Genomic DNA, 16,217 nt, shown 5'->3' on the forward strand with positions numbered 1-16,217 from the left:
AAGAATGCTGGTTCCCCCATCCTCCTTAAAAAATGCTCGAGCCATGCTCCGGGCATTTTTTTTGTGGTCTGCCCCTAAAACGCTCCAGGCCCTTCTCTTTAAACGAGTTTGCCGAAGTCCGCTTAAGCTAAAAAAATCAGGGAGGGGGCTGGCACCGTGCCAGCCCCCCTCAATATCTGCCTATCAAAGGCTTCGTCCTCCAGCTTTCGCAGACCCAGACATGTGCAGTCTCTGCCCCCTATTACCTTTAGAGCTGCGGCACCCGCGAATTTTCATGAATGCTGTTCTTTTTCCTGTGCCAAAATAATAATCCGGCCGCTGGCCAGCTCATTTTCATATTGAAGGGCTTCATTCTGACTGACGCCCAGAGCCTCCAATTTGGAAGTTAATTCATCAGTTCTTGAGCGGAAAGCATTTGCCATCATATTAAAAAGGCCCTGGTCCAGTGTATTCATTTTGCCCGTGTCTGTATTTTCCGTTAAATGCTTGGAGCGCTCTTCATCCTGAGCAAATAAATAGATAGAATCCCTGCTGATTCCCTGTTCCTCGAGTTTTCTTACTTTATCTAAAGCCTGAACGCCATTTTCTGCTACAAATAATTTCATGCCGCTTCCTCCTATACCACCAGATAACACACATTACCCTTTTTAATAAGCGGGAAAACGGAACGATTGAAAGATGATATAAGACGCAAGATATGATTTAATAAAAACAAAGAATGCGCAAGGGAGGGGTCGGAGAATGAAAATTTCTGTCGTGGTCACAACATATAACCGTTTATGGGCGCTTGCTGAGCTAATGGAATGTCTGATGCGCCAAACCTTAAAGCCTCATGAAATTATTATCGTAAATGACGCGGGTGAACGGGTGGACCGGCTGAAGGAAATGTATCCCGAGCTTCCTATTCAGATTCAGCATCTTACGGAAAATGGCGGGCATGTTCAAGCGAGAAATTTGGGTGTAAGGCAGGCGACAGGCGACGCGATCATGCTGTGTGATGACGATGATCTGCTGATGCCGTCTCATCTTGAGAGAATGGCGCGCGCACTGAGCAAGGCGGACCTCGCCTACTCGGATGCTGAGATTGTCCGTTTTAAGTGGCAGCGGTTCATCCGTTTTCCGCAGGAAAGAAAGCTGTTTGCGTATCAATACGATGCTCACAATATGAAAAGATTCTCCACTTATGTTCCATCCGGAAGTCTTTACAAAAGAGAGCTGCATGACCAAATCGGCTACTTTGATTTGGATGTGCACAACTACTGGGATTGGGATTTCATTTTAAGGGTGATGAAGAAGCATATCGTAAAGCGGGTGCCTGTAGCGGGTGTCGTCTATTCCTTTGATAACAGCGGGGATAATCAGTCGGCCCAGCTCTCCTCGGTAAGACAGGGATTTTTAAACATTCTCGCTGATAAACACAGCCTTGGTGAGCTGGAGGTCCAAAATTTTCATTCGCTTCTTGAGGAACCGGAAATCAAAAACCTTGAGTCTTCAAGCGAGATCATCTGGGACGGCATGCCGATTGTCTCAAGGCTCGCTCAGGAAAACTCACTGGCAAAATAGCAGGGCAGGGGATGTATATGAAGCAGCTGATACAAAATGACTGGTGGCAGGAGCTTGAAGGCCAGTTTTCAGAAAACTATTATTTGGAGCTCAGGGAGAAGCTGAAAAACGAATATGAAAACGGGACGGTTTATCCGGATCCATATGAGCTTTTTAACGCTCTCCACCTGACCCCTTTTCGTGAGGTGAAAGCCGTAATCCTTGGCCAGGATCCCTATCACGGTCCTGGGCAGGCCCACGGGCTTAGCTTCTCTGTGAAAGAAGGAGTCCCGAAGCCGCCATCTCTGAAAAATATTTATAAAGAGCTGTGCGAAGATCTTGGATGCCCGGAGCCTTCCCACGGTTCTCTGGTAAAGTGGGCGGAGGAAGGGGTCCTGTTGCTGAATACCGTGCTGTCTGTCCGGAAGGGGGAAGCGAATTCCCATAAAGGATTAGGCTGGGAGCAGTTTACGGACGAAGTCATCAAAAGCCTGAATAATAAGAACGAGCCGGTCGTGTTCATCTTGTGGGGCAAGCATGCCCAGGCAAAAAAAGAGCTGATCGACCTTTCCAGGCATACCGTAATTGAATCCCCCCATCCAAGTCCGTTTTCAGCCAGACGGGGCTTCTTTGGCAGCAAGCCTTTTTCCAGAACCAACGAGTTTTTAAAGGGAAAAGGGCTGAGGGAAATTGATTGGTGCATTGAGTAAACAGCCTTAAAATCCAACGGTGGACAGCCGTCCTTAAAAATTATAAAGATAAAGCTCAGAGTGATAGAGAAACTCTGGGCTTTTTTATACGTAAATGATAGCTGACGCAAAAAATGGCTGCATAGACGTTAATCGGGTTTTTCTTTCGCAGAATAACAGTAACTTAGATAAATCTGTGAAGTTCAAGTAAGAAAAGCTGGCACAATCCCTGTCAGATTATACGGTTAAAGATGTCCATTAAAGCTTGATTTACTGAGGAATGCGATTGTATCTATCAAAAAATAGTATGAAGCTAGACGGATGCAGGTTGCAACATGAAGGTTTGAATCATCACATATATTGAATAATCTATTATTTAAAATTTGAAAGGAGAATGCTTCAATGTGTGGTTCAAAAGCGGGTTGCTGTCCTTCAGCCCAGCTTATAAAAGAAGAAATATGCGGGAATTTTAACGGGGTATTAATTGATGAACAAGTTTGGGGTGCCCCTGGAGGATATATATCGGGGACTTTTCAAATTTTTAACTCAGCTTCAAGTCAGGGAGCTGTTACGGCAGCAGGTACAGCTGCCCCTGCGATTGCTCTAAGTGCTGAACCTGGCAATACCATTTCTCAATCTGTTAATAATCCCATTGACTTTACTATTACTACAACAGAAGCTGGAGGCAATGGGACATACTGTATCACGCTTTATAAGCGTGTTTTAGCATAGGCAGCAGTCTGACTGCCAATCTATTTAAATGAGGTGTTAATGTGTGGGCGGATGCTGTTATCCACCAAATATGAATGGGAATTTTTCGCCAATCTTGTTCTTTGCTGCCTCTGCAGACTCAAATCTTCCTGTTGCCGGCACAGCAGAACAAACCGTTTTAACATTGGGAGTCAGTCCTCCGAGTGCTGGCGCGCATCAGGTTAAACTGGATTTGTCGGTTGAGCTGTTAATAGCAGCCCTTCTCAATCCGGACTATAACCTCATCGTCCGTTTAAGAAGGAATGATTCGGCTTCTCCTATAGCGAGTTTACAAATCAGCAAACGCTTTTCTTTGCTTGTTTCAACAACGGATTCTGAAATTCCGAACCTTACCTGGAATGACACGATCAGTTCATCCGTAACTTATACAATAACAGTCCAGGTCGTTACAAGTGTAGGACTCTCTAGTATCACGGCACGAACAAGAGCTCTAAATGCCATCGTTTTCTAAATTCTATTAAGTTTAGCACACGCAAAAACACCTCCGGCTTTCCGAAGGTGTTTTATACTATTTTATTCTGCAAGTATTATGATTGATTACTTACACAAGGGATTTAGCACGCTCATGATCCGTTACAATCAGAAGAATTTTCCCTTGATCCAGTTTTTCTTCGTAGGCATCAGCTTCTGCTTCAGAAAATCCAACCTCTTGAAGTTTCGCGCGAAGCTCATCGCCCTTTTTGCTGAACATGTTGCCTACAGCACTGCCAAGACCCATTTCAGAAAGTCCGATAGTGTTTGCATCTGCATTGTTTGCAACGCGGTTTGTACGGTCATCGTCATGAGATAGAATGTATAAATCCTTAGGATCTACACCTTGGCCTTTAAGCTCCATTACATCATTCTTCAGCGTTTCGTCATTTGTGTATTCTTTTACGATCGGTTTCATCTGTCTTCGCCTCCTAATTTGTTATCCACTATTTAAATAGCACGAATGGTGAAGATTGAAACATGGGAATGTTCTTTTGGTGCTAAAGACTCAAAACGCCTTAATAATGCAAACCGCTTGTACAATCCAGCCGAATGTTGTACTATATGAACACTGGCTGCATTGTTCGTAATGATAATAAAGTTTTAACCTTTAAGCTGTAATAGGGAGTTTAACATCGAAGCGAAAATGATAAGCCTTCGTCTGTTCAGACAAGGAGGACATCATTTAACGGTTCTGCGAACACCCACTTGGAGAAGTGGTGGTTTAAAACTTTCTTATAATGAGTTACGGCAAACGCGGCTGCTTACTATTTAATCGAAGCCAGCTTCCTATTTGGAAGCTGGCTTTTCCTATGCCATCCGATTCGTGGTAAAATAAACAGATGGATTTCCAGGTAAAGGAGGAAGCAAAATGGATATTTCCATACACCAGCTGCTGAATAAAATGGAGGCTGAGGTGCAGGCTGCAAAAGCCGCCGGATCCAGCCAATCCATCAGGGAAAAACTCCTTGTGGTAAAAAGCCTGTGTGATGTTGTGCTTGATGAGGAGCCTGCACAAGCCCCTGTAAAACCAAAAACATCAAATGCAGATAGCATCAGCGAATATGAGCTTCATAAAATGATGGGATTGTCTAAACCCTCTGCTCCTAAAACGATTCACAGCGGGGAACGGCTTGAGGATGAGGGAGCAAACGGTTCATCCTTGTTTGATTTCTGACAAGCCGGTACTCCGGCTTTTTACTAATGGGGGATCTGTATGAAATTGCTATTATCCGCCCTTCAATGGGCAGTCTTTATTATTGCATCGACAATTGTTGTCCCGATTGCAATCGGGCAGCTTTTTCAGCTGGATGGAGGACAAACCGCTGTACTGATTCAAAGCACCTTTTTCGTGCTTGGGCTGGCGGGCCTCCTGCAAGTATTGTTTGGGCACAAATTGCCGATTAATGAAGGACCCGCCGGTCTCTGGTGGGGCGTTTACTCAATCTATGCCGGCTTAAGCACAACGCTTTTTGCCAGTTATATCGAGACCCTGCAAAATCTTCAGGGAGCGCTCATCATGAGCGGAGGCTTCTTTCTTCTGTTCGCCCTGTTCGGACTTGTTGAAAAGCTTGCAAGGCTGTTCACCCCTCTTATAACCGGAACCTATCTTCTTTTGCTTGTTTTCCAGCTGAGCGGTCCGATCGTAAAAGGCATTATGGGGATTGGCTACAGAGGCTCTGTGGTAGACCCTGCGGTATTTGGGGCCGCTGCTGTTATTCTTCTTTTTACCTTTTTCCTGAGCCGGATGAAACGCCAGTTTTTTAAGCAATACTCGATCCTGATCGGCCTTTTGGCAGGCTGGGGATTTTTTGCTCTGCTTGGTTTGGCAAAGCCGGTAGAAAAACCGTCCGCTATGTTTTCCTTCCCTGTCCTTTTTCCTTTTGGACAACCTGTGTTTAATGCCGGAATGATTGTCACTTCGTTTTTCATCACCCTGCTGCTCATCGCCAACATGCTGGCGAGCATTAAAGTAGCTGAGCAGGCAGTAAAGGCGCTGGACACTGGGATAAAAGAAGAAAAAGGCCGTGGAAAGCGCGCCGGCATTTTCGCAGGGATCAGCCATGGGGTCAGTGGGATCACAGGAGCGGTAGGACCCGTTCCCATCTCGGGTGCAGCCGGGTTTATCACAACCACCGGGAACGGGACAAGGCTTCCGTTCATCCTGGCTAACCTGCTGATTATTCTGATGAGCATGGTTCCATTCATCCTTAACCTGTTTGCCGCTCTTCCGGCCCCGGTTGGCTTCGCGGTTCAATTCGTCGTCTTCGCAGGTATGATTGGAATGGCCCTGAAGCAGGTAAATGAAACAGAGGATAAACAAAGAATGCTCTATACGATGGGCATTGCGCTTTTGGCAGGAACCGGGGCCATGTACGTGCCGCCTGATGCCTTTGAGGGCTTCCCGCCGGTCCTTATTTCCATATTTAACAATGGATTGATTCTCGGGACCATTATCGCCATCGCAGTCGATCAGCTGACCCGTAAATTCGGGAAAAGAGAGTAGTCACAAAACGTTCAGTTGGAACTGCTAATGCCGTAGTATATGATAAAAAGAGAGAATTCTAAAACTGGAGATGATGGATTTGAAGCTGTTTATTATCCTTGCCGCTATAAACGCCTTTCTAGCCGTTGGCCTAGGTGCATTCGGGGCACACGGACTTGAAGGGAAGATTCCCGAAAAATACATAGCTATCTGGGAAAAAGCCGTCACCTATCAAATGTTCCATGCGGGCGGACTATTCGCCGCTGCCTTCCTTGCAGACAAAGTTTCTCAGGCCGGTCTGGTCACATGGGCTGGATGGATCATGTTCGCAGGCATTATCTTATTCTCCGGCAGCCTCTATATCCTTGCCGTCACTCAAATCAGCGTATTAGGAGCCATCACCCCGCTGGGAGGACTTTGCTTCCTTGCTTCATGGGTGCTGATTGTAATCGCTGCGGTGAAATTTATGTAATCGCTGAAGAAGCTGTGCCTTAGCACGGCTTTTTTTATTTAGAGGTTCCAGACTTGTATTGATGGGAAAAGCTGTCTGACCTGCTTGCCTTTTGGATGATTGGTTCCTTTTCTTACTCCTTTGCCTCCGTCCCCTGCCAGGCTAAAGCGCTAAACCTCCGTCCCCACTCTTGTTAATTCCTAGAAGCACAAGGGGTTACATGGTGTCCTCTCTGTCCCTGAAAAAGCAGAAAAATGGGGGTCGGAGGATGTGCCTCCGTCCCCCATTATGTCTACTGGATTTGCTCCGTCCCCTAAGTAACAGAAGCGTTGGGGGAGAAGGGGAAAGGAGTTTCCACCTCTGACCCCTGCTGTGATAAAGCACTAAACCCCCGTCCCCTGCCAGGCACACCGCCGGGCTGGAAGGAGCTTCCGGTTCATGTGTCAGCATCACAGCCGCCACTTTCATGCCGGCTTCTATAAGGCCCCGCGATAAAAAAGAGAGCCCGGCCATATAAGTTAAGCCGGCTCTCTCTTTAAATCTCTCTATCTAGGCGAATAACTAGCCATTCCAAACGGATACTCGTAGTTGATTTCTTCATCAAATGTAATGTAGTCCAGGTACACCATCAGCAGCAGGAAGCGGCGTCCGGTCTGAGGGTCGCTTAAAATGATGTGATCGCGGCCGGCTGCTTCAATCGTCCCTTTAAAAATCATGGCGTTCCATTCTTTATTGTTTTCAAAGGTCATATAGACGGTGGCTGTCTTGCCGCGGTTGAGTCTCAGGATGTTTTCAATGTAAGATTCTTCAAGGGGAAGCATGCCTGGCACGCTTTGTGAAGCAGAAGGCTGGGATGGCATAGGCGGAACTTGAAGCCCCTGCTGCTGACCTTGCATCCCACCCTGGCCTTGCTGTCCCTGCATGCCGCCCATTCCTTGCTGTCCCTGGCCAGGCTGCATTTGGCCTTGGCCCTGCTGTCCTTGCATTGCAAACGGCTGATAGGCCCGCTGGTCATATGAAGCGTCATACCCATAAGCAGGATAAGGATATGCTTCCTGCTGCTGTCCAGAATTTCCCTGATTTTTAAAGAACATGAGAATCCTCCTCTTCGATCGTTGTGATTAGCGGGTCGAATACACCGATGCGCAGGCCTGCTGGGTAGGGGTGTAGAAGCAGTGGGATTTATAGCGTCCGGAATTAGCCTGGTCGTACCAGGTCGCCGGGCAGCTCCCGCCGGGTCTGAAGAACCAAAGAGAGTACTCTCCTGGCCGGTATCGTTTGCCTGCAATGACTTTTCTTGCCAGATCAATCTCACTTTGTCTTGCACGCTGATAAAAGTAGCCTTTTTGAGTTGCCTCAAATCCGCCTGGGCTTTGGAAGATCATTCGTTCAATGGATTTGATATCCTTGAAATCCAGACAGGAAGCCCGCACCCTGTTAATGCCGACATTTCCAACTAAGAGCATTCCGGTTTGGCCGTCTCCCTCACCTTCGGCTCTCATTAACCTGGCCAGCATTTTCAGTTCCTTATCGTTGTATGGGACAACTGCCATACCTCCACCCCTAAAAAGAGATAAAAATAAATGCTATTTCATCACAAATAGTATGAAATAAAGTGAGCAAATATTCTTTTCAAAAGGGAAAACATTGTTTTTTTAAAAAACCAACTGTTTTTATATTGGAATTGGAACCAATAGGCTCAATTAGAATATGAGGGGAAAATGGGGAAATTTATTGGTGGTTTAGGTGTTTACGCGGTGTTTTCTTTAGTTATGATTATATTGAACTTAACATACAATGAGTTGGAGGATAGTTTGAACACCATTATTGTTTACTCCTTTTATTTCGCGTTCCTTTTCACAGCTCCCTTAATAATAGTTGTTTTCGTGCCAACCTCATTTTTAGCTGGTTTTCTTGCAAAAAAAATCAATAAGTCAAGGAATGTAATCGCCTTATTTTCCCACTTGGGAATAGGCATCATAATCTTTATTGCGGTTTGTATATATATATTTAATAATACCGGTTTGGATTTAAATACTGTTTTACAATTTCTGGTCTTCATTTTTTTAAATTCATTTGTTTATTGGCTTTTAGAAACCAGATATAGCAAATAAACCATCCGGTAGATAAAAGGAAAAAGGAGCTTCCCGCATTCAGGGTTCGCTCCTTTTTTTATTAAATATGAAAATAAGAAGCAACCTTATCTTCAGGAAGGATGTTCCCTACAAAAAAGGTTCCAAACTCGCCGTAGCGGGCGCTCACTTCGTCAAAGCGCATTTCATAGACAAGTTTTTTAAACTGCAGAACGTCGTCTGAGAAAAGTGTAACGCCCCACTCGTAATCGTCAAAGCCGACGGATCCTGAAATGATCTGCTTTACTTTGCCTGCATATTGCCGGCCAATCATGCCGTGGCTTCTCATCAGGCTTTTGCGCTCATCCATCGGAAGCATGTACCAGTTGTCGTTTCCCTGTCTGCGCTTGTCCATTGGATAGAAGCAGACGTGCTTCGCTTTAGGCAGCTCTGGAAACAGTCTTGCCCGGACCTGTGGGTTTTCGTATGGATCGCCTTCACCGGCGAGATAATTGCTCAATTCCACGACCGAAACATAAGAGAATGCCGGCAATGTGAATTCGGCGAGGCGGGATTTGTTGAATTCGGTTTCGATTTCGTTTAATTCTTCCATGGTCGGTCTTAAGATCATCATCATGAAATCCGCTTTTTGACCGACGATGCTGTAGAGGGCGTGGCTGCCTTTTCCGGCTTTTTCTACGGCTCCCCATTTTTCAAGCAACCCGGTAAATTCGCGGGTAATTATTTCGCGCTCATCGTTTGACAGGATTTTCCACGCTGCCCAGTCAAGCGTTCTGAAATCATGAAGGCTATACCAGCCGTCAAGGGTTTGTGCGGCTTCATTTTTCGGCATTTCGTTCAATTCCTTCACTCCCATTCACTCTAGTCATCCTGATCGGCCATTAGTGAAAACAGCCCTGTTATGTAACTATATCATAGTTCATTTTGTGAATAAAACTTGAAGGAAACAAGGATAATAAAGGATGGAAAAGGGTACGGGAAAGTAGTCTGTAATATTTGAATAAAAAGAATTCCGTTGTGGCAGCGCTGTCAACGAAGGGGATGACTTGAATTTCCCGCTGAGTCAAGTATCCTGAATAAGGAAGCATTAGAGGCACTATATAAGGAGGGCATCCATTTGTCAGATTTGTTTACAACGTTAAAAGAAAAAGTAACCGGTCAGAATATAAAAATTGTATTACCTGAGGGGACAGATGAGCGAATTCTAACTGCTGCATCCCGTCTTGCCGGAGAGAAAATTCTTACTCCGATCGTAATCGGAAACAAGCGTGAGGTTGAAGAAAAAGCAGCCCAGCTGAACGTGACGCTTGAGGGTGTTGAAATCAGCGATCCGAACGAGTACGGGGAGTTTGAAGAACTCGTGCAGGCATTCGTAGAACGCCGCAAAGGGAAAGCGACTGATGATCAGGCGCGCGAAATCCTGAAGGATGAAAATTATTTCGGTACAATGCTTGTTTATACGGGAAAAGCTCACGGTCTCGTAAGCGGTGCGGCTCACTCTACAGCAGACACGGTGCGTCCGGCCCTTCAAATCATTAAAACCAAGCCGGGTGTGAAAAAGACATCCGGAGTCTTCATCATGGTGCGTGGCGAGGAAAGATATGTATTTGCTGACTGTGCCATTAATATAGCCCCTGATGCACAGGATCTGGCAGAAATTGCGGCAGAAAGCGCTAATACAGCCCGCATGTTTGATATCGATCCCCGTGTGGCGATGCTGAGCTTTTCGACTAAAGGCTCCGCTAAATCCCCGGAAACAGAAAAGGTGTCGGAGGCAGTGAACATTGCAAAAGAGATTGCTCCCGATCTTGTTCTTGACGGAGAGTTCCAGTTTGACGCAGCCTTTGTCCCATCCGTTGCCGAGAAAAAAGCACCGGACTCTGTTATTAAAGGGGATGCCAATGTCTTCGTATTCCCAAGCCTTGAAGCCGGCAACATTGGCTACAAAATCGCACAGCGCTTAGGAAACTTCGATGCTGTCGGACCGATTCTGCAAGGTCTGAACATGCCGGTTAACGATCTTTCACGAGGGTGCAGTGCAGAGGACGTGTACAAGCTGGCTCTCATCACAGCAGGGCAAACCGTTTCCTGAAAAAGAATCTCCCGCGGGAGATTCTTTTTTTTTGCCTGCAGGCGTTCATGGTATAATGGAAAGGTTGATAATGGATCGGAAAGAAAGGGAAACCATCATGACAGAAAAGCCATTAAGCCTATTAGAGCAGCCTCAGTGGAGAATACTGGATCAATCAAGCCTTGGACCCCAATTTGATGCCAGGCAGTCTTTTGCCTTCGATGATACGCTTTGTGCATCAGCGGGCTCCCGCACGTCTCCCGCTACAGCCAGAACATGGGTGCACCATGACACAGTCGTACTTGGGATCCAGGATTCGAGACTCCCTTTTATACAGGAAGGCATAGAGTATTTAGCGTCCCAAGGGTACCGGGCCGTCGTTCGGAATTCCGGCGGCCTCGCCGTTGTCCTTGATGAAGGGGTGCTGAACATTTCGCTTATTTTCCAAGAGTCAGATAAAGGAATTGATATTAACAGAGGCTATGATGCGATGTGGGAGCTGGTGAAGGTAATGCTGCCGGAACAGGCCGCGAAAATAGAAGCAAGAGAAATTGAAGGCTCCTACTGCCCGGGCAGCTATGACCTTAGCATCGGCGGGAAAAAGTTTGCCGGCATCTCGCAGAGGCGGCTCCGGAACGGAGTAGCGGTCCAGATTTATTTGTGTGTCACAGGAAGCGGCTCAGACCGCGCTGAGCTGATCCGGAACTTCTATGAGAGAAGCTTAAAGGGGTCGGTCACAAAATTCGCGTATCCCGTGATTGTCCCTGAAGTGATGGCTTCGATCAGCGAGCTGACCGGAAAGGACGTGACCATCCAGGATATGATGCTGAAGCTGCTGACCGCCCTTAAAAACTTGAGCGGGAGGATCTTTTCATCCTCTCTTTCCATGGATGAGCAGCTTGTATTTGAAAAAAATCTCGCGCGCATGGCAGAGCGGAATAAAAAAATAGGGATCGATTAAAAAAAGAGACGCTCTATACTAAGAGCGTCTTGATCTATATTAGGGGAGGGGGGAATCCGTTACTCGGCTACTTTTTCAAGATTTCCGTTGCGGTCCATTTTGAACTTCGGCGAATTGCGGTCCTCTTCATCAAACAGTGTCAGCTTTCTGGCACGGTTCATAATCTTCATTAATGTCTCGTAGTCTTCTTGAATCGTATCACTGTCTTCTTCCATTTTTGCAACCTTTTCTTCCAGCTCTTCATTGCGGCGCGACAATTCATCAAGCTCTCTTTTCAGCCGGATATTTTCCTGCTTAAGAGCTGTATTGTGGGTCGCGCGGCTTTCAAAGGTTTCCAGAAAGGCAATGACCTGATCCATGTTCAGGCTTTCGGCAGGGGCGGCCGGCTGCTGTTTTAAGGCTGTATAGGGAACCCCGTTCAATTCCTCGTAATCCAGCATTTCGTTCTGCGAAGGTACAGAGTAGGCTTTAATAGCAGGTTCATAGGTTTGCTCCTCGGCGAACTCCTCTTCATAGACTGGCTCAGCCGGAACAGAGGCTGTTTCAGGTGAATAGAGCAGCTTTTTCTTGGCAGGCTGGCCTTTTCCCATTGACCTCATTTTTTGTTTCCGCTGTTTTTTCGCCAGCTGCAGTGCCTTTTCATACTGGTGGCGGACAACTGCGTTCCAGCGGAACCCGCAGGCTGCGGATGTACGGTTTAAATGATCTCCCACTTCTTCAAATGCATTCAGCTGCGTGCTTCCCTCGCGCACATGACGCAGAACGGTCTCGGCAAGCAGCAGATCGTTTTCTTCAGACCAGGCATCCTGTCTCTGTTTCATAATCTCAACTCCCATTTGCTGTAATGTTTTCCTGATATCAGAATGGCCTGATTTTCCTTCTTTTATACCTTTTTTTCTAAAAGGATAATAGAAAAATTTTGAAAGTTTCGGAAGATGATTGAATTCTTTCTGAACTTGCATGTCACAAAGAATCAAGGTAAAATAGCGGATAGTGTGCGAAAAGACATTAGGGGTAACACCCTTTCTATAGAAACTCTTAATAAAGAAAGGAAATGGGGATTCATGACAAATGAATTTCGTATTTGCGACGACTGCCAGGCGACGAACATTAAAACGCTTGTTCCGCGCTTAAAAAAAGCAGATCCGGATGCATCCATTGAGATTGGCTGCCAATCCTACTGCGGACCCGGCCGGAAAAAATCGTTCGCGTTCGTAAATAACCGTCCCGTATCAGCCTTGAGCGAAGACGAGCTGCTGGATAAAATTGAAAAAAAACTAAAAAAATAAATCGCCAGGCGTCCTGACGCACTGGTGATTTTTTTCTTATCCTTTTCCGGTTATTCCTTCTTAGAATAGGGCAAATAAGGAAGAGACCAATCGAAAGCCCTCCTTCACCGGGAACCATGAACCGGTGCAAAACTTTTCAAGAAGCTGCATGTAATCGGCACCGAAAAAAAGCTATAATGGATACAAGTAAAACGGAAGAGGGAAAAGAATGGCAAATCGCAACGGTAAGTTATCAGAAGAAAAGGTATTTAAAGACCCGGTTCACCGCTATATTCACGTACGGGACAAGCTAATCTGGGATCTGATCGGCACCCCTGAGTTCCAGCGTCTTCGCAGAGTCCGCCAGCTTGGTACCACCTATCTGACCTTCCATGGAGCCGAACACAGCAGATTGAATCATTCACTGGGAGTATATGAGATTGTCAGGCGGATTGTTGATGACGGATTTAAAGGAAGGCCGGAATGGAACGAGGAGGAACGGCTGGTCAGCCTGTGTGCAGCCTTGCTTCATGACTTGGGTCACGGTCCGTTCTCTCACTCGTTTGAGAAGGTTTTCCACATGGATCATGAAGATTTCACGCGGAGAATTATTTTAGAGGATACAGAAGTCAACCGCGTGCTTAAAACAGAAGGGCGGGACTTTCCGAAAAAAGTCGCCGAGGTGATCGCCAAAACGTATTCCAATAAGCAGGTCGTATCGCTGATCTCGAGCCAGATTGATGCGGACCGCATGGATTATCTGCAGCGCGATGCCTACTACACGGGAGTCAGCTACGGCCATTTCGACATGGAGCGCATCCTCCGGGTTATGAGGCCGAGGGAAGATCAGGTTGTCATCAAATATAGCGGAATGCATGCTGTAGAAGATTACATTATGAGCCGATATCAAATGTATTGGCAGGTTTATTTCCATCCTGTTACACGCAGTGCCGAAGTGATTTTGACTAAAATCCTGCACAGAGCCAAACAGCTTCATAAGGAATACTATACCTTTAAGCAGGAGCCGGTTCATTTTTACTCCCTGTTTGAGGAAGAAGTCACTTTGAAGGATTATCTGAAGCTGGATGAATCGGTCATTCTCTTTTATTTTCAGGCATGGCAGGAAGAAACCGATGAAATTTTATCCGACCTTTGCCGCAGGTTCCTGAACCGGAACCTCTTCAAATACACAGAATTCAACCCATCCAATGAGCAAATGATGAAGCTGATGGAGCTGAAGGCCCTCTTTAAAAAGGCTGGAATTGACCCTGAATACTATCTTGTTCTCGATTCCTCCTCCGACCTTCCATACGACTTTTACCGTCCGGGGGAAGAAGAAGAAAGACTCCCTATCCATCTGCTCATGCCGAACGGAGACATCAGAGAGCTGTCCAGGCAGTCCGAAATCGTCGACGCCATTTCCGGAAAAAGAAGAACGGACCACAAGCTGTACTTTCCACGGGATTTAATAGAAGATCTATCCACGAAACGAACGGCAAAGAAAAAAATTATCGAACTGCTCAATCTGAATAGATAGAGAGAAATAAGGAGTTAGGAGATGACGGGGAATTGCTTAAAGAACATGCAAAAGTCTTGAAGGTGTTTTCGTCGGCCGGAGAAGTTATTGGACGGAAAAAACTTCAGAAAATGATTTACATCGCGAAAAAAATTGACTACCCATTCTACGAAAAATACAACTTTCACTTTTACGGACCCTATTCAGAGGAATTGACCCTGAGAATCGAAGAGCTTTGCAACCTGGGCTTCATCGAAGAAGTACGGGAAAAAAAGGGCGGCTACTATCAATACCGCTACAGCCTGACTGGATCAGGCGAAGAATTCCTGTCAAACTATGAACTCGACATGCCGCCGCTCGACGCATGCATGACCGATCTGAACGGACAATCCGCCCGTTTCCTTGAACTCGTTTCCACCCTCCTTTATTTCGACAGCCTGGAGCGCGAAGAAGTGAAGGAAAAAGTGTTCACCCTTAAAAGCAAACAGAAGTACACAGACGAAGAAGTAGAAGAAGCCTACACATACGTAGAGGCGCTTAGAGAAAAATCGAAGCATTAATAAAAGAGCTGCCGGATGCAGCTCTTTTGTATGTCCAGCTAATGTCGAATTCTCACGAAAAATCGATATCCCACTATGATTGCCGATATCTCTCATTCCGTCGATATAACGAAATGATCGTTTCTATTTCCGTCGCCAAATCGCAATTTTAGCCGATTTACGTAAAACGGTCCGGAATTGGGCGGCCAGGCGGGCAAAAAAGCTCAGCAATCTGGAAAAACTCCCCCGATCCGCCGCAGCAGTCGTTTTGCCATGGTGCACCTTTTATAAAAAAGGCCCCGTTTTCAATCCAAATTCCCGTTCTGCAATTTCAACAAATTCTGTTTCAGATATTGCTTGTTTTTCAGACTTAGTCCCCGAGGTTACAGTGAAGGAATCCTTTGTTAACGTAATAAAGCCGGTGGCCGTTCTTTTCGCTGCCAGCGGATCTTTGTTGAATGGCGATCCGGGATGCTCCTGGATTTTCTGCTGCATGCTGTGGAGGTCTGAAAGCCTCAATGACTTTTCCGCATTGAATGCATACCCGGTTTTCCATACACCAGCTTCGTGCGCCAGCTTCATTTCCAGCAGATGGGTCCCTTCCGCAGTTGGTTTATTGGCAACCCGGAATTGGCCGGTATCTGTTTGGACCGTTTCACCGCTCATCGGAATGGGAGTTTGTGCAACATTGATCCCGAATCCTCCATCAAGCAGATAGGCTCCCTCATCGGCTTCCGCGATAACGGCGGCATGGGTTCCGCTTAAACTCCAGGCTCCATTACCATGATGATAGACAGTGCCCGGAACGATGGCGGCATTCATCCCGCTTTCGATTAAAAAATAATACAGCAGTGAATTGAGCTCGTAGCAGACACCGCCTTCCTGCCCGCTTACCAGTTTAGAGACTAGGGATGCCTGGTCCAGCCTGCCGGACGTTTTGTTCAGGATACGGAAGTTTTCAAAAGGAACCGTGCGGGAAAAGGCGCGAAGAATATCGCCGAGGTCCTTAAAGTGGATGGGCTCTCGCGTTTTGATTCCGATCCGGCTCAAAAGTGCAGAATGCAGACTCATTTTCTCTTCCTCCTCATATAAATGAAAGAGCGGCTGAGCTCCTGCAGCCAGCCGCTTTCTTTACATATCGCTTAGTCGTTTTCCGGCTACGCCGTAATGGTTTTTGGTCATTTCTTCAATAAACACGACGATTTTATCCTCAGATGCTCCGGTTGTTTCCGATACGGCTGCGGTCACTTTTTCTACGAGGGCTCTCTTCTGCTCCTCAGTACGGCCTTCAAGCATTTTAACCGTTATGTACGGCATGCAAATCGCTCCTTCCGTTCCAGGCATTCACAGACTAAGCCAG

At 46.4% G+C, this 16,217-nt stretch carries 20 protein-coding genes and 1 other RNA gene; 13 read left to right on the forward strand and 8 right to left on the reverse strand.

All coding sequences use genetic code 11. The features are described from left to right. Positions 1-272 precede the first annotated feature (272 nt). The gene (locus tag ACQCVE_RS05225) at positions 273-605 is read right to left on the reverse strand and encodes a general stress protein (protein WP_426843147.1); all 333 of its coding nucleotides are present in this window, start codon (positions 603-605) and stop codon (positions 273-275) included. Positions 606-741: 136 nt separating this feature from the next. Between ACQCVE_RS05225 and ACQCVE_RS05230 the strand changes: the two genes are divergently transcribed. The 4 genes from ACQCVE_RS05230 (at position 742) to ACQCVE_RS05245 (ending at position 3,453) form a co-directional block, all read left to right on the forward strand. Next, on the forward strand, positions 742-1,563 hold the full coding sequence (locus tag ACQCVE_RS05230; RefSeq protein WP_426861956.1) for a glycosyltransferase family 2 protein: 822 nt from the start codon (positions 742-744) through the stop codon (positions 1,561-1,563). 17 nt (positions 1,564-1,580) lie between these two features. Further along, the gene (locus ACQCVE_RS05235) at positions 1,581-2,252 is read left to right on the forward strand and encodes a uracil-DNA glycosylase (RefSeq protein WP_426843145.1); all 672 of its coding nucleotides are present in this window, start codon (positions 1,581-1,583) and stop codon (positions 2,250-2,252) included. Between the two features lie 381 nt (positions 2,253-2,633). Then, the gene (locus tag ACQCVE_RS05240; RefSeq protein WP_426843144.1) at positions 2,634-2,963 is read left to right on the forward strand and encodes an S-Ena type endospore appendage; all 330 of its coding nucleotides are present in this window, start codon (positions 2,634-2,636) and stop codon (positions 2,961-2,963) included. A gap of 43 nt (positions 2,964-3,006) precedes the next feature. Further along, the gene (locus ACQCVE_RS05245; protein ID WP_426843143.1) at positions 3,007-3,453 is read left to right on the forward strand and encodes a hypothetical protein; all 447 of its coding nucleotides are present in this window, start codon (positions 3,007-3,009) and stop codon (positions 3,451-3,453) included. Positions 3,454-3,543: 90 nt separating this feature from the next. On the opposite strand, the gene ACQCVE_RS05250 is transcribed toward ACQCVE_RS05245, so the two are convergent. Next, positions 3,544-3,891, reverse strand: a complete 348-nt coding sequence (locus ACQCVE_RS05250; protein ID WP_426843142.1) for a general stress protein — start codon at positions 3,889-3,891, stop codon at positions 3,544-3,546. A 151-nt stretch (positions 3,892-4,042) separates the two neighbouring features. Between ACQCVE_RS05250 and ssrS the strand changes: the two genes are divergently transcribed. The 4 genes from ssrS (at position 4,043) to ACQCVE_RS05270 (ending at position 6,430) form a co-directional block, all read left to right on the forward strand. Then, a non-coding RNA gene (gene ssrS, locus ACQCVE_RS05255) (6S RNA) lies at positions 4,043-4,240 on the forward strand. 104 nt (positions 4,241-4,344) lie between these two features. Then, on the forward strand, positions 4,345-4,650 hold the full coding sequence (locus ACQCVE_RS05260; RefSeq protein WP_426843141.1) for a YwdI family protein: 306 nt from the start codon (positions 4,345-4,347) through the stop codon (positions 4,648-4,650). A gap of 39 nt (positions 4,651-4,689) precedes the next feature. After that, positions 4,690-5,979 carry a purine/pyrimidine permease gene (locus ACQCVE_RS05265; RefSeq protein WP_426843140.1) on the forward strand — a complete coding sequence of 430 codons (1,290 nt, stop codon included), beginning with the start codon at positions 4,690-4,692 and terminating at the stop codon, positions 5,977-5,979. A 79-nt stretch (positions 5,980-6,058) separates the two neighbouring features. Further along, the gene (locus ACQCVE_RS05270) at positions 6,059-6,430 is read left to right on the forward strand and encodes a DUF423 domain-containing protein (RefSeq protein ID WP_426843139.1); all 372 of its coding nucleotides are present in this window, start codon (positions 6,059-6,061) and stop codon (positions 6,428-6,430) included. Positions 6,431-6,954: 524 nt separating this feature from the next. Here the strand turns inward: ACQCVE_RS05270 and gerQ are convergent. From gerQ to hemQ, 3 genes are all read right to left on the reverse strand, one after another. Then, on the reverse strand, positions 6,955-7,503 hold the full coding sequence (gene gerQ, locus ACQCVE_RS05275) for a spore coat protein GerQ (RefSeq protein WP_426843138.1): 549 nt from the start codon (positions 7,501-7,503) through the stop codon (positions 6,955-6,957). Between the two features lie 27 nt (positions 7,504-7,530). Then, complete coding sequence (locus tag ACQCVE_RS05280) at positions 7,531-7,962, reverse strand: cell wall hydrolase (RefSeq protein WP_426843137.1); 432 nt, start codon at positions 7,960-7,962, stop codon at positions 7,531-7,533. A gap of 622 nt (positions 7,963-8,584) precedes the next feature. Then, positions 8,585-9,334, reverse strand: a complete 750-nt coding sequence (hemQ, locus tag ACQCVE_RS05285) for a hydrogen peroxide-dependent heme synthase (RefSeq protein WP_426843368.1) — start codon at positions 9,332-9,334, stop codon at positions 8,585-8,587. A gap of 285 nt (positions 9,335-9,619) precedes the next feature. Here hemQ and pta point away from each other — a divergent pair, with 285 nt between their 5' ends. Both pta and ACQCVE_RS05295 read left to right on the forward strand, forming a co-directional pair. Beyond that, complete coding sequence (pta, locus tag ACQCVE_RS05290) at positions 9,620-10,594, forward strand: phosphate acetyltransferase (RefSeq protein WP_426861957.1); 975 nt, start codon at positions 9,620-9,622, stop codon at positions 10,592-10,594. A gap of 97 nt (positions 10,595-10,691) precedes the next feature. Continuing rightward, a complete protein-coding gene (locus tag ACQCVE_RS05295; RefSeq protein ID WP_426862133.1) occupies positions 10,692-11,534 on the forward strand; it encodes a lipoate--protein ligase family protein in 843 nt (280 codons plus the stop codon). A gap of 59 nt (positions 11,535-11,593) precedes the next feature. Here ACQCVE_RS05295 and ACQCVE_RS05300 read toward each other — a convergent pair whose 3' ends face one another. Beyond that, positions 11,594-12,358 carry an RsfA family transcriptional regulator gene (locus tag ACQCVE_RS05300; RefSeq protein WP_426843366.1) on the reverse strand — a complete coding sequence of 255 codons (765 nt, stop codon included), beginning with the start codon at positions 12,356-12,358 and terminating at the stop codon, positions 11,594-11,596. A gap of 240 nt (positions 12,359-12,598) precedes the next feature. On the opposite strand from ACQCVE_RS05300, the gene ACQCVE_RS05305 reads away from it, so the two are divergent. The 3 genes from ACQCVE_RS05305 to ACQCVE_RS05315 all read left to right on the forward strand — a co-directional run bounded on the left by ACQCVE_RS05305 (position 12,599) and on the right by ACQCVE_RS05315 (position 14,878). After that, on the forward strand, positions 12,599-12,823 hold the full coding sequence (locus tag ACQCVE_RS05305) for a DUF1450 domain-containing protein (protein WP_426843135.1): 225 nt from the start codon (positions 12,599-12,601) through the stop codon (positions 12,821-12,823). Positions 12,824-13,031: 208 nt separating this feature from the next. After that, a complete protein-coding gene (locus ACQCVE_RS05310) occupies positions 13,032-14,339 on the forward strand; it encodes an HD domain-containing protein (RefSeq protein WP_426843134.1) in 1,308 nt (435 codons plus the stop codon). Between the two features lie 32 nt (positions 14,340-14,371). Continuing rightward, positions 14,372-14,878 carry a YwgA family protein gene (locus ACQCVE_RS05315; RefSeq protein WP_426843132.1) on the forward strand — a complete coding sequence of 169 codons (507 nt, stop codon included), beginning with the start codon at positions 14,372-14,374 and terminating at the stop codon, positions 14,876-14,878. 264 nt (positions 14,879-15,142) lie between these two features. Here ACQCVE_RS05315 and ACQCVE_RS05320 read toward each other — a convergent pair whose 3' ends face one another. Both ACQCVE_RS05320 and ACQCVE_RS05325 read right to left on the reverse strand, forming a co-directional pair. After that, positions 15,143-15,928, reverse strand: coding sequence for an arylamine N-acetyltransferase family protein (locus tag ACQCVE_RS05320; RefSeq protein WP_426861958.1), 786 nt, complete (start codon positions 15,926-15,928; stop codon positions 15,143-15,145). Positions 15,929-15,988: 60 nt separating this feature from the next. After that, on the reverse strand, positions 15,989-16,174 hold the full coding sequence (locus ACQCVE_RS05325) for a 2-hydroxymuconate tautomerase (RefSeq protein ID WP_426861960.1): 186 nt from the start codon (positions 16,172-16,174) through the stop codon (positions 15,989-15,991). Between the last annotated feature and the right edge of the window lie 43 nt (positions 16,175-16,217).

Origin of the sequence: Metabacillus sp. 113a (assembly GCF_050107635.1) — a bacterium.
Lineage (GTDB): Bacteria > Bacillota > Bacilli > Bacillales > Bacillaceae > Metabacillus_B.

Bases quoted from the DNA above. Each gene is read 5' to 3' on its own strand.
- ACQCVE_RS05225 (WP_426843147.1), bottom strand. From the start codon at position 605: ATGAAATTATTTGTAGCAGAAAATGGCGTTCAGGCTTTAGATAAAGTA.
- ACQCVE_RS05230 (WP_426861956.1), top strand. From the start codon at position 742: ATGAAAATTTCTGTCGTGGTCACAACATATAACCGTTTATGGGCGCTT.
- ACQCVE_RS05235 (WP_426843145.1), top strand. From the start codon at position 1,581: ATGAAGCAGCTGATACAAAATGACTGGTGGCAGGAGCTTGAAGGCCAG.
- ACQCVE_RS05240 (WP_426843144.1), top strand. From the start codon at position 2,634: ATGTGTGGTTCAAAAGCGGGTTGCTGTCCTTCAGCCCAGCTTATAAAA.
- ACQCVE_RS05250 (WP_426843142.1), bottom strand. From the start codon at position 3,891: ATGAAACCGATCGTAAAAGAATACACAAATGACGAAACGCTGAAGAAT.
- ACQCVE_RS05260 (WP_426843141.1), top strand. From the start codon at position 4,345: ATGGATATTTCCATACACCAGCTGCTGAATAAAATGGAGGCTGAGGTG.
- ACQCVE_RS05265 (WP_426843140.1), top strand. From the start codon at position 4,690: ATGAAATTGCTATTATCCGCCCTTCAATGGGCAGTCTTTATTATTGCA.
- gerQ (WP_426843138.1), bottom strand. From the start codon at position 7,503: ATGTTCTTTAAAAATCAGGGAAATTCTGGACAGCAGCAGGAAGCATAT.
- ACQCVE_RS05280 (WP_426843137.1), bottom strand. From the start codon at position 7,962: ATGGCAGTTGTCCCATACAACGATAAGGAACTGAAAATGCTGGCCAGG.
- hemQ (WP_426843368.1), bottom strand. From the start codon at position 9,334: ATGCCGAAAAATGAAGCCGCACAAACCCTTGACGGCTGGTATAGCCTT.
- ACQCVE_RS05295 (WP_426862133.1), top strand. From the start codon at position 10,692: ATGACAGAAAAGCCATTAAGCCTATTAGAGCAGCCTCAGTGGAGAATA.
- ACQCVE_RS05305 (WP_426843135.1), top strand. From the start codon at position 12,599: ATGACAAATGAATTTCGTATTTGCGACGACTGCCAGGCGACGAACATT.
- ACQCVE_RS05310 (WP_426843134.1), top strand. From the start codon at position 13,032: ATGGCAAATCGCAACGGTAAGTTATCAGAAGAAAAGGTATTTAAAGAC.
- ACQCVE_RS05320 (WP_426861958.1), bottom strand. From the start codon at position 15,928: ATGAGTCTGCATTCTGCACTTTTGAGCCGGATCGGAATCAAAACGCGA.
- ACQCVE_RS05325 (WP_426861960.1), bottom strand. From the start codon at position 16,174: ATGCCGTACATAACGGTTAAAATGCTTGAAGGCCGTACTGAGGAGCAG.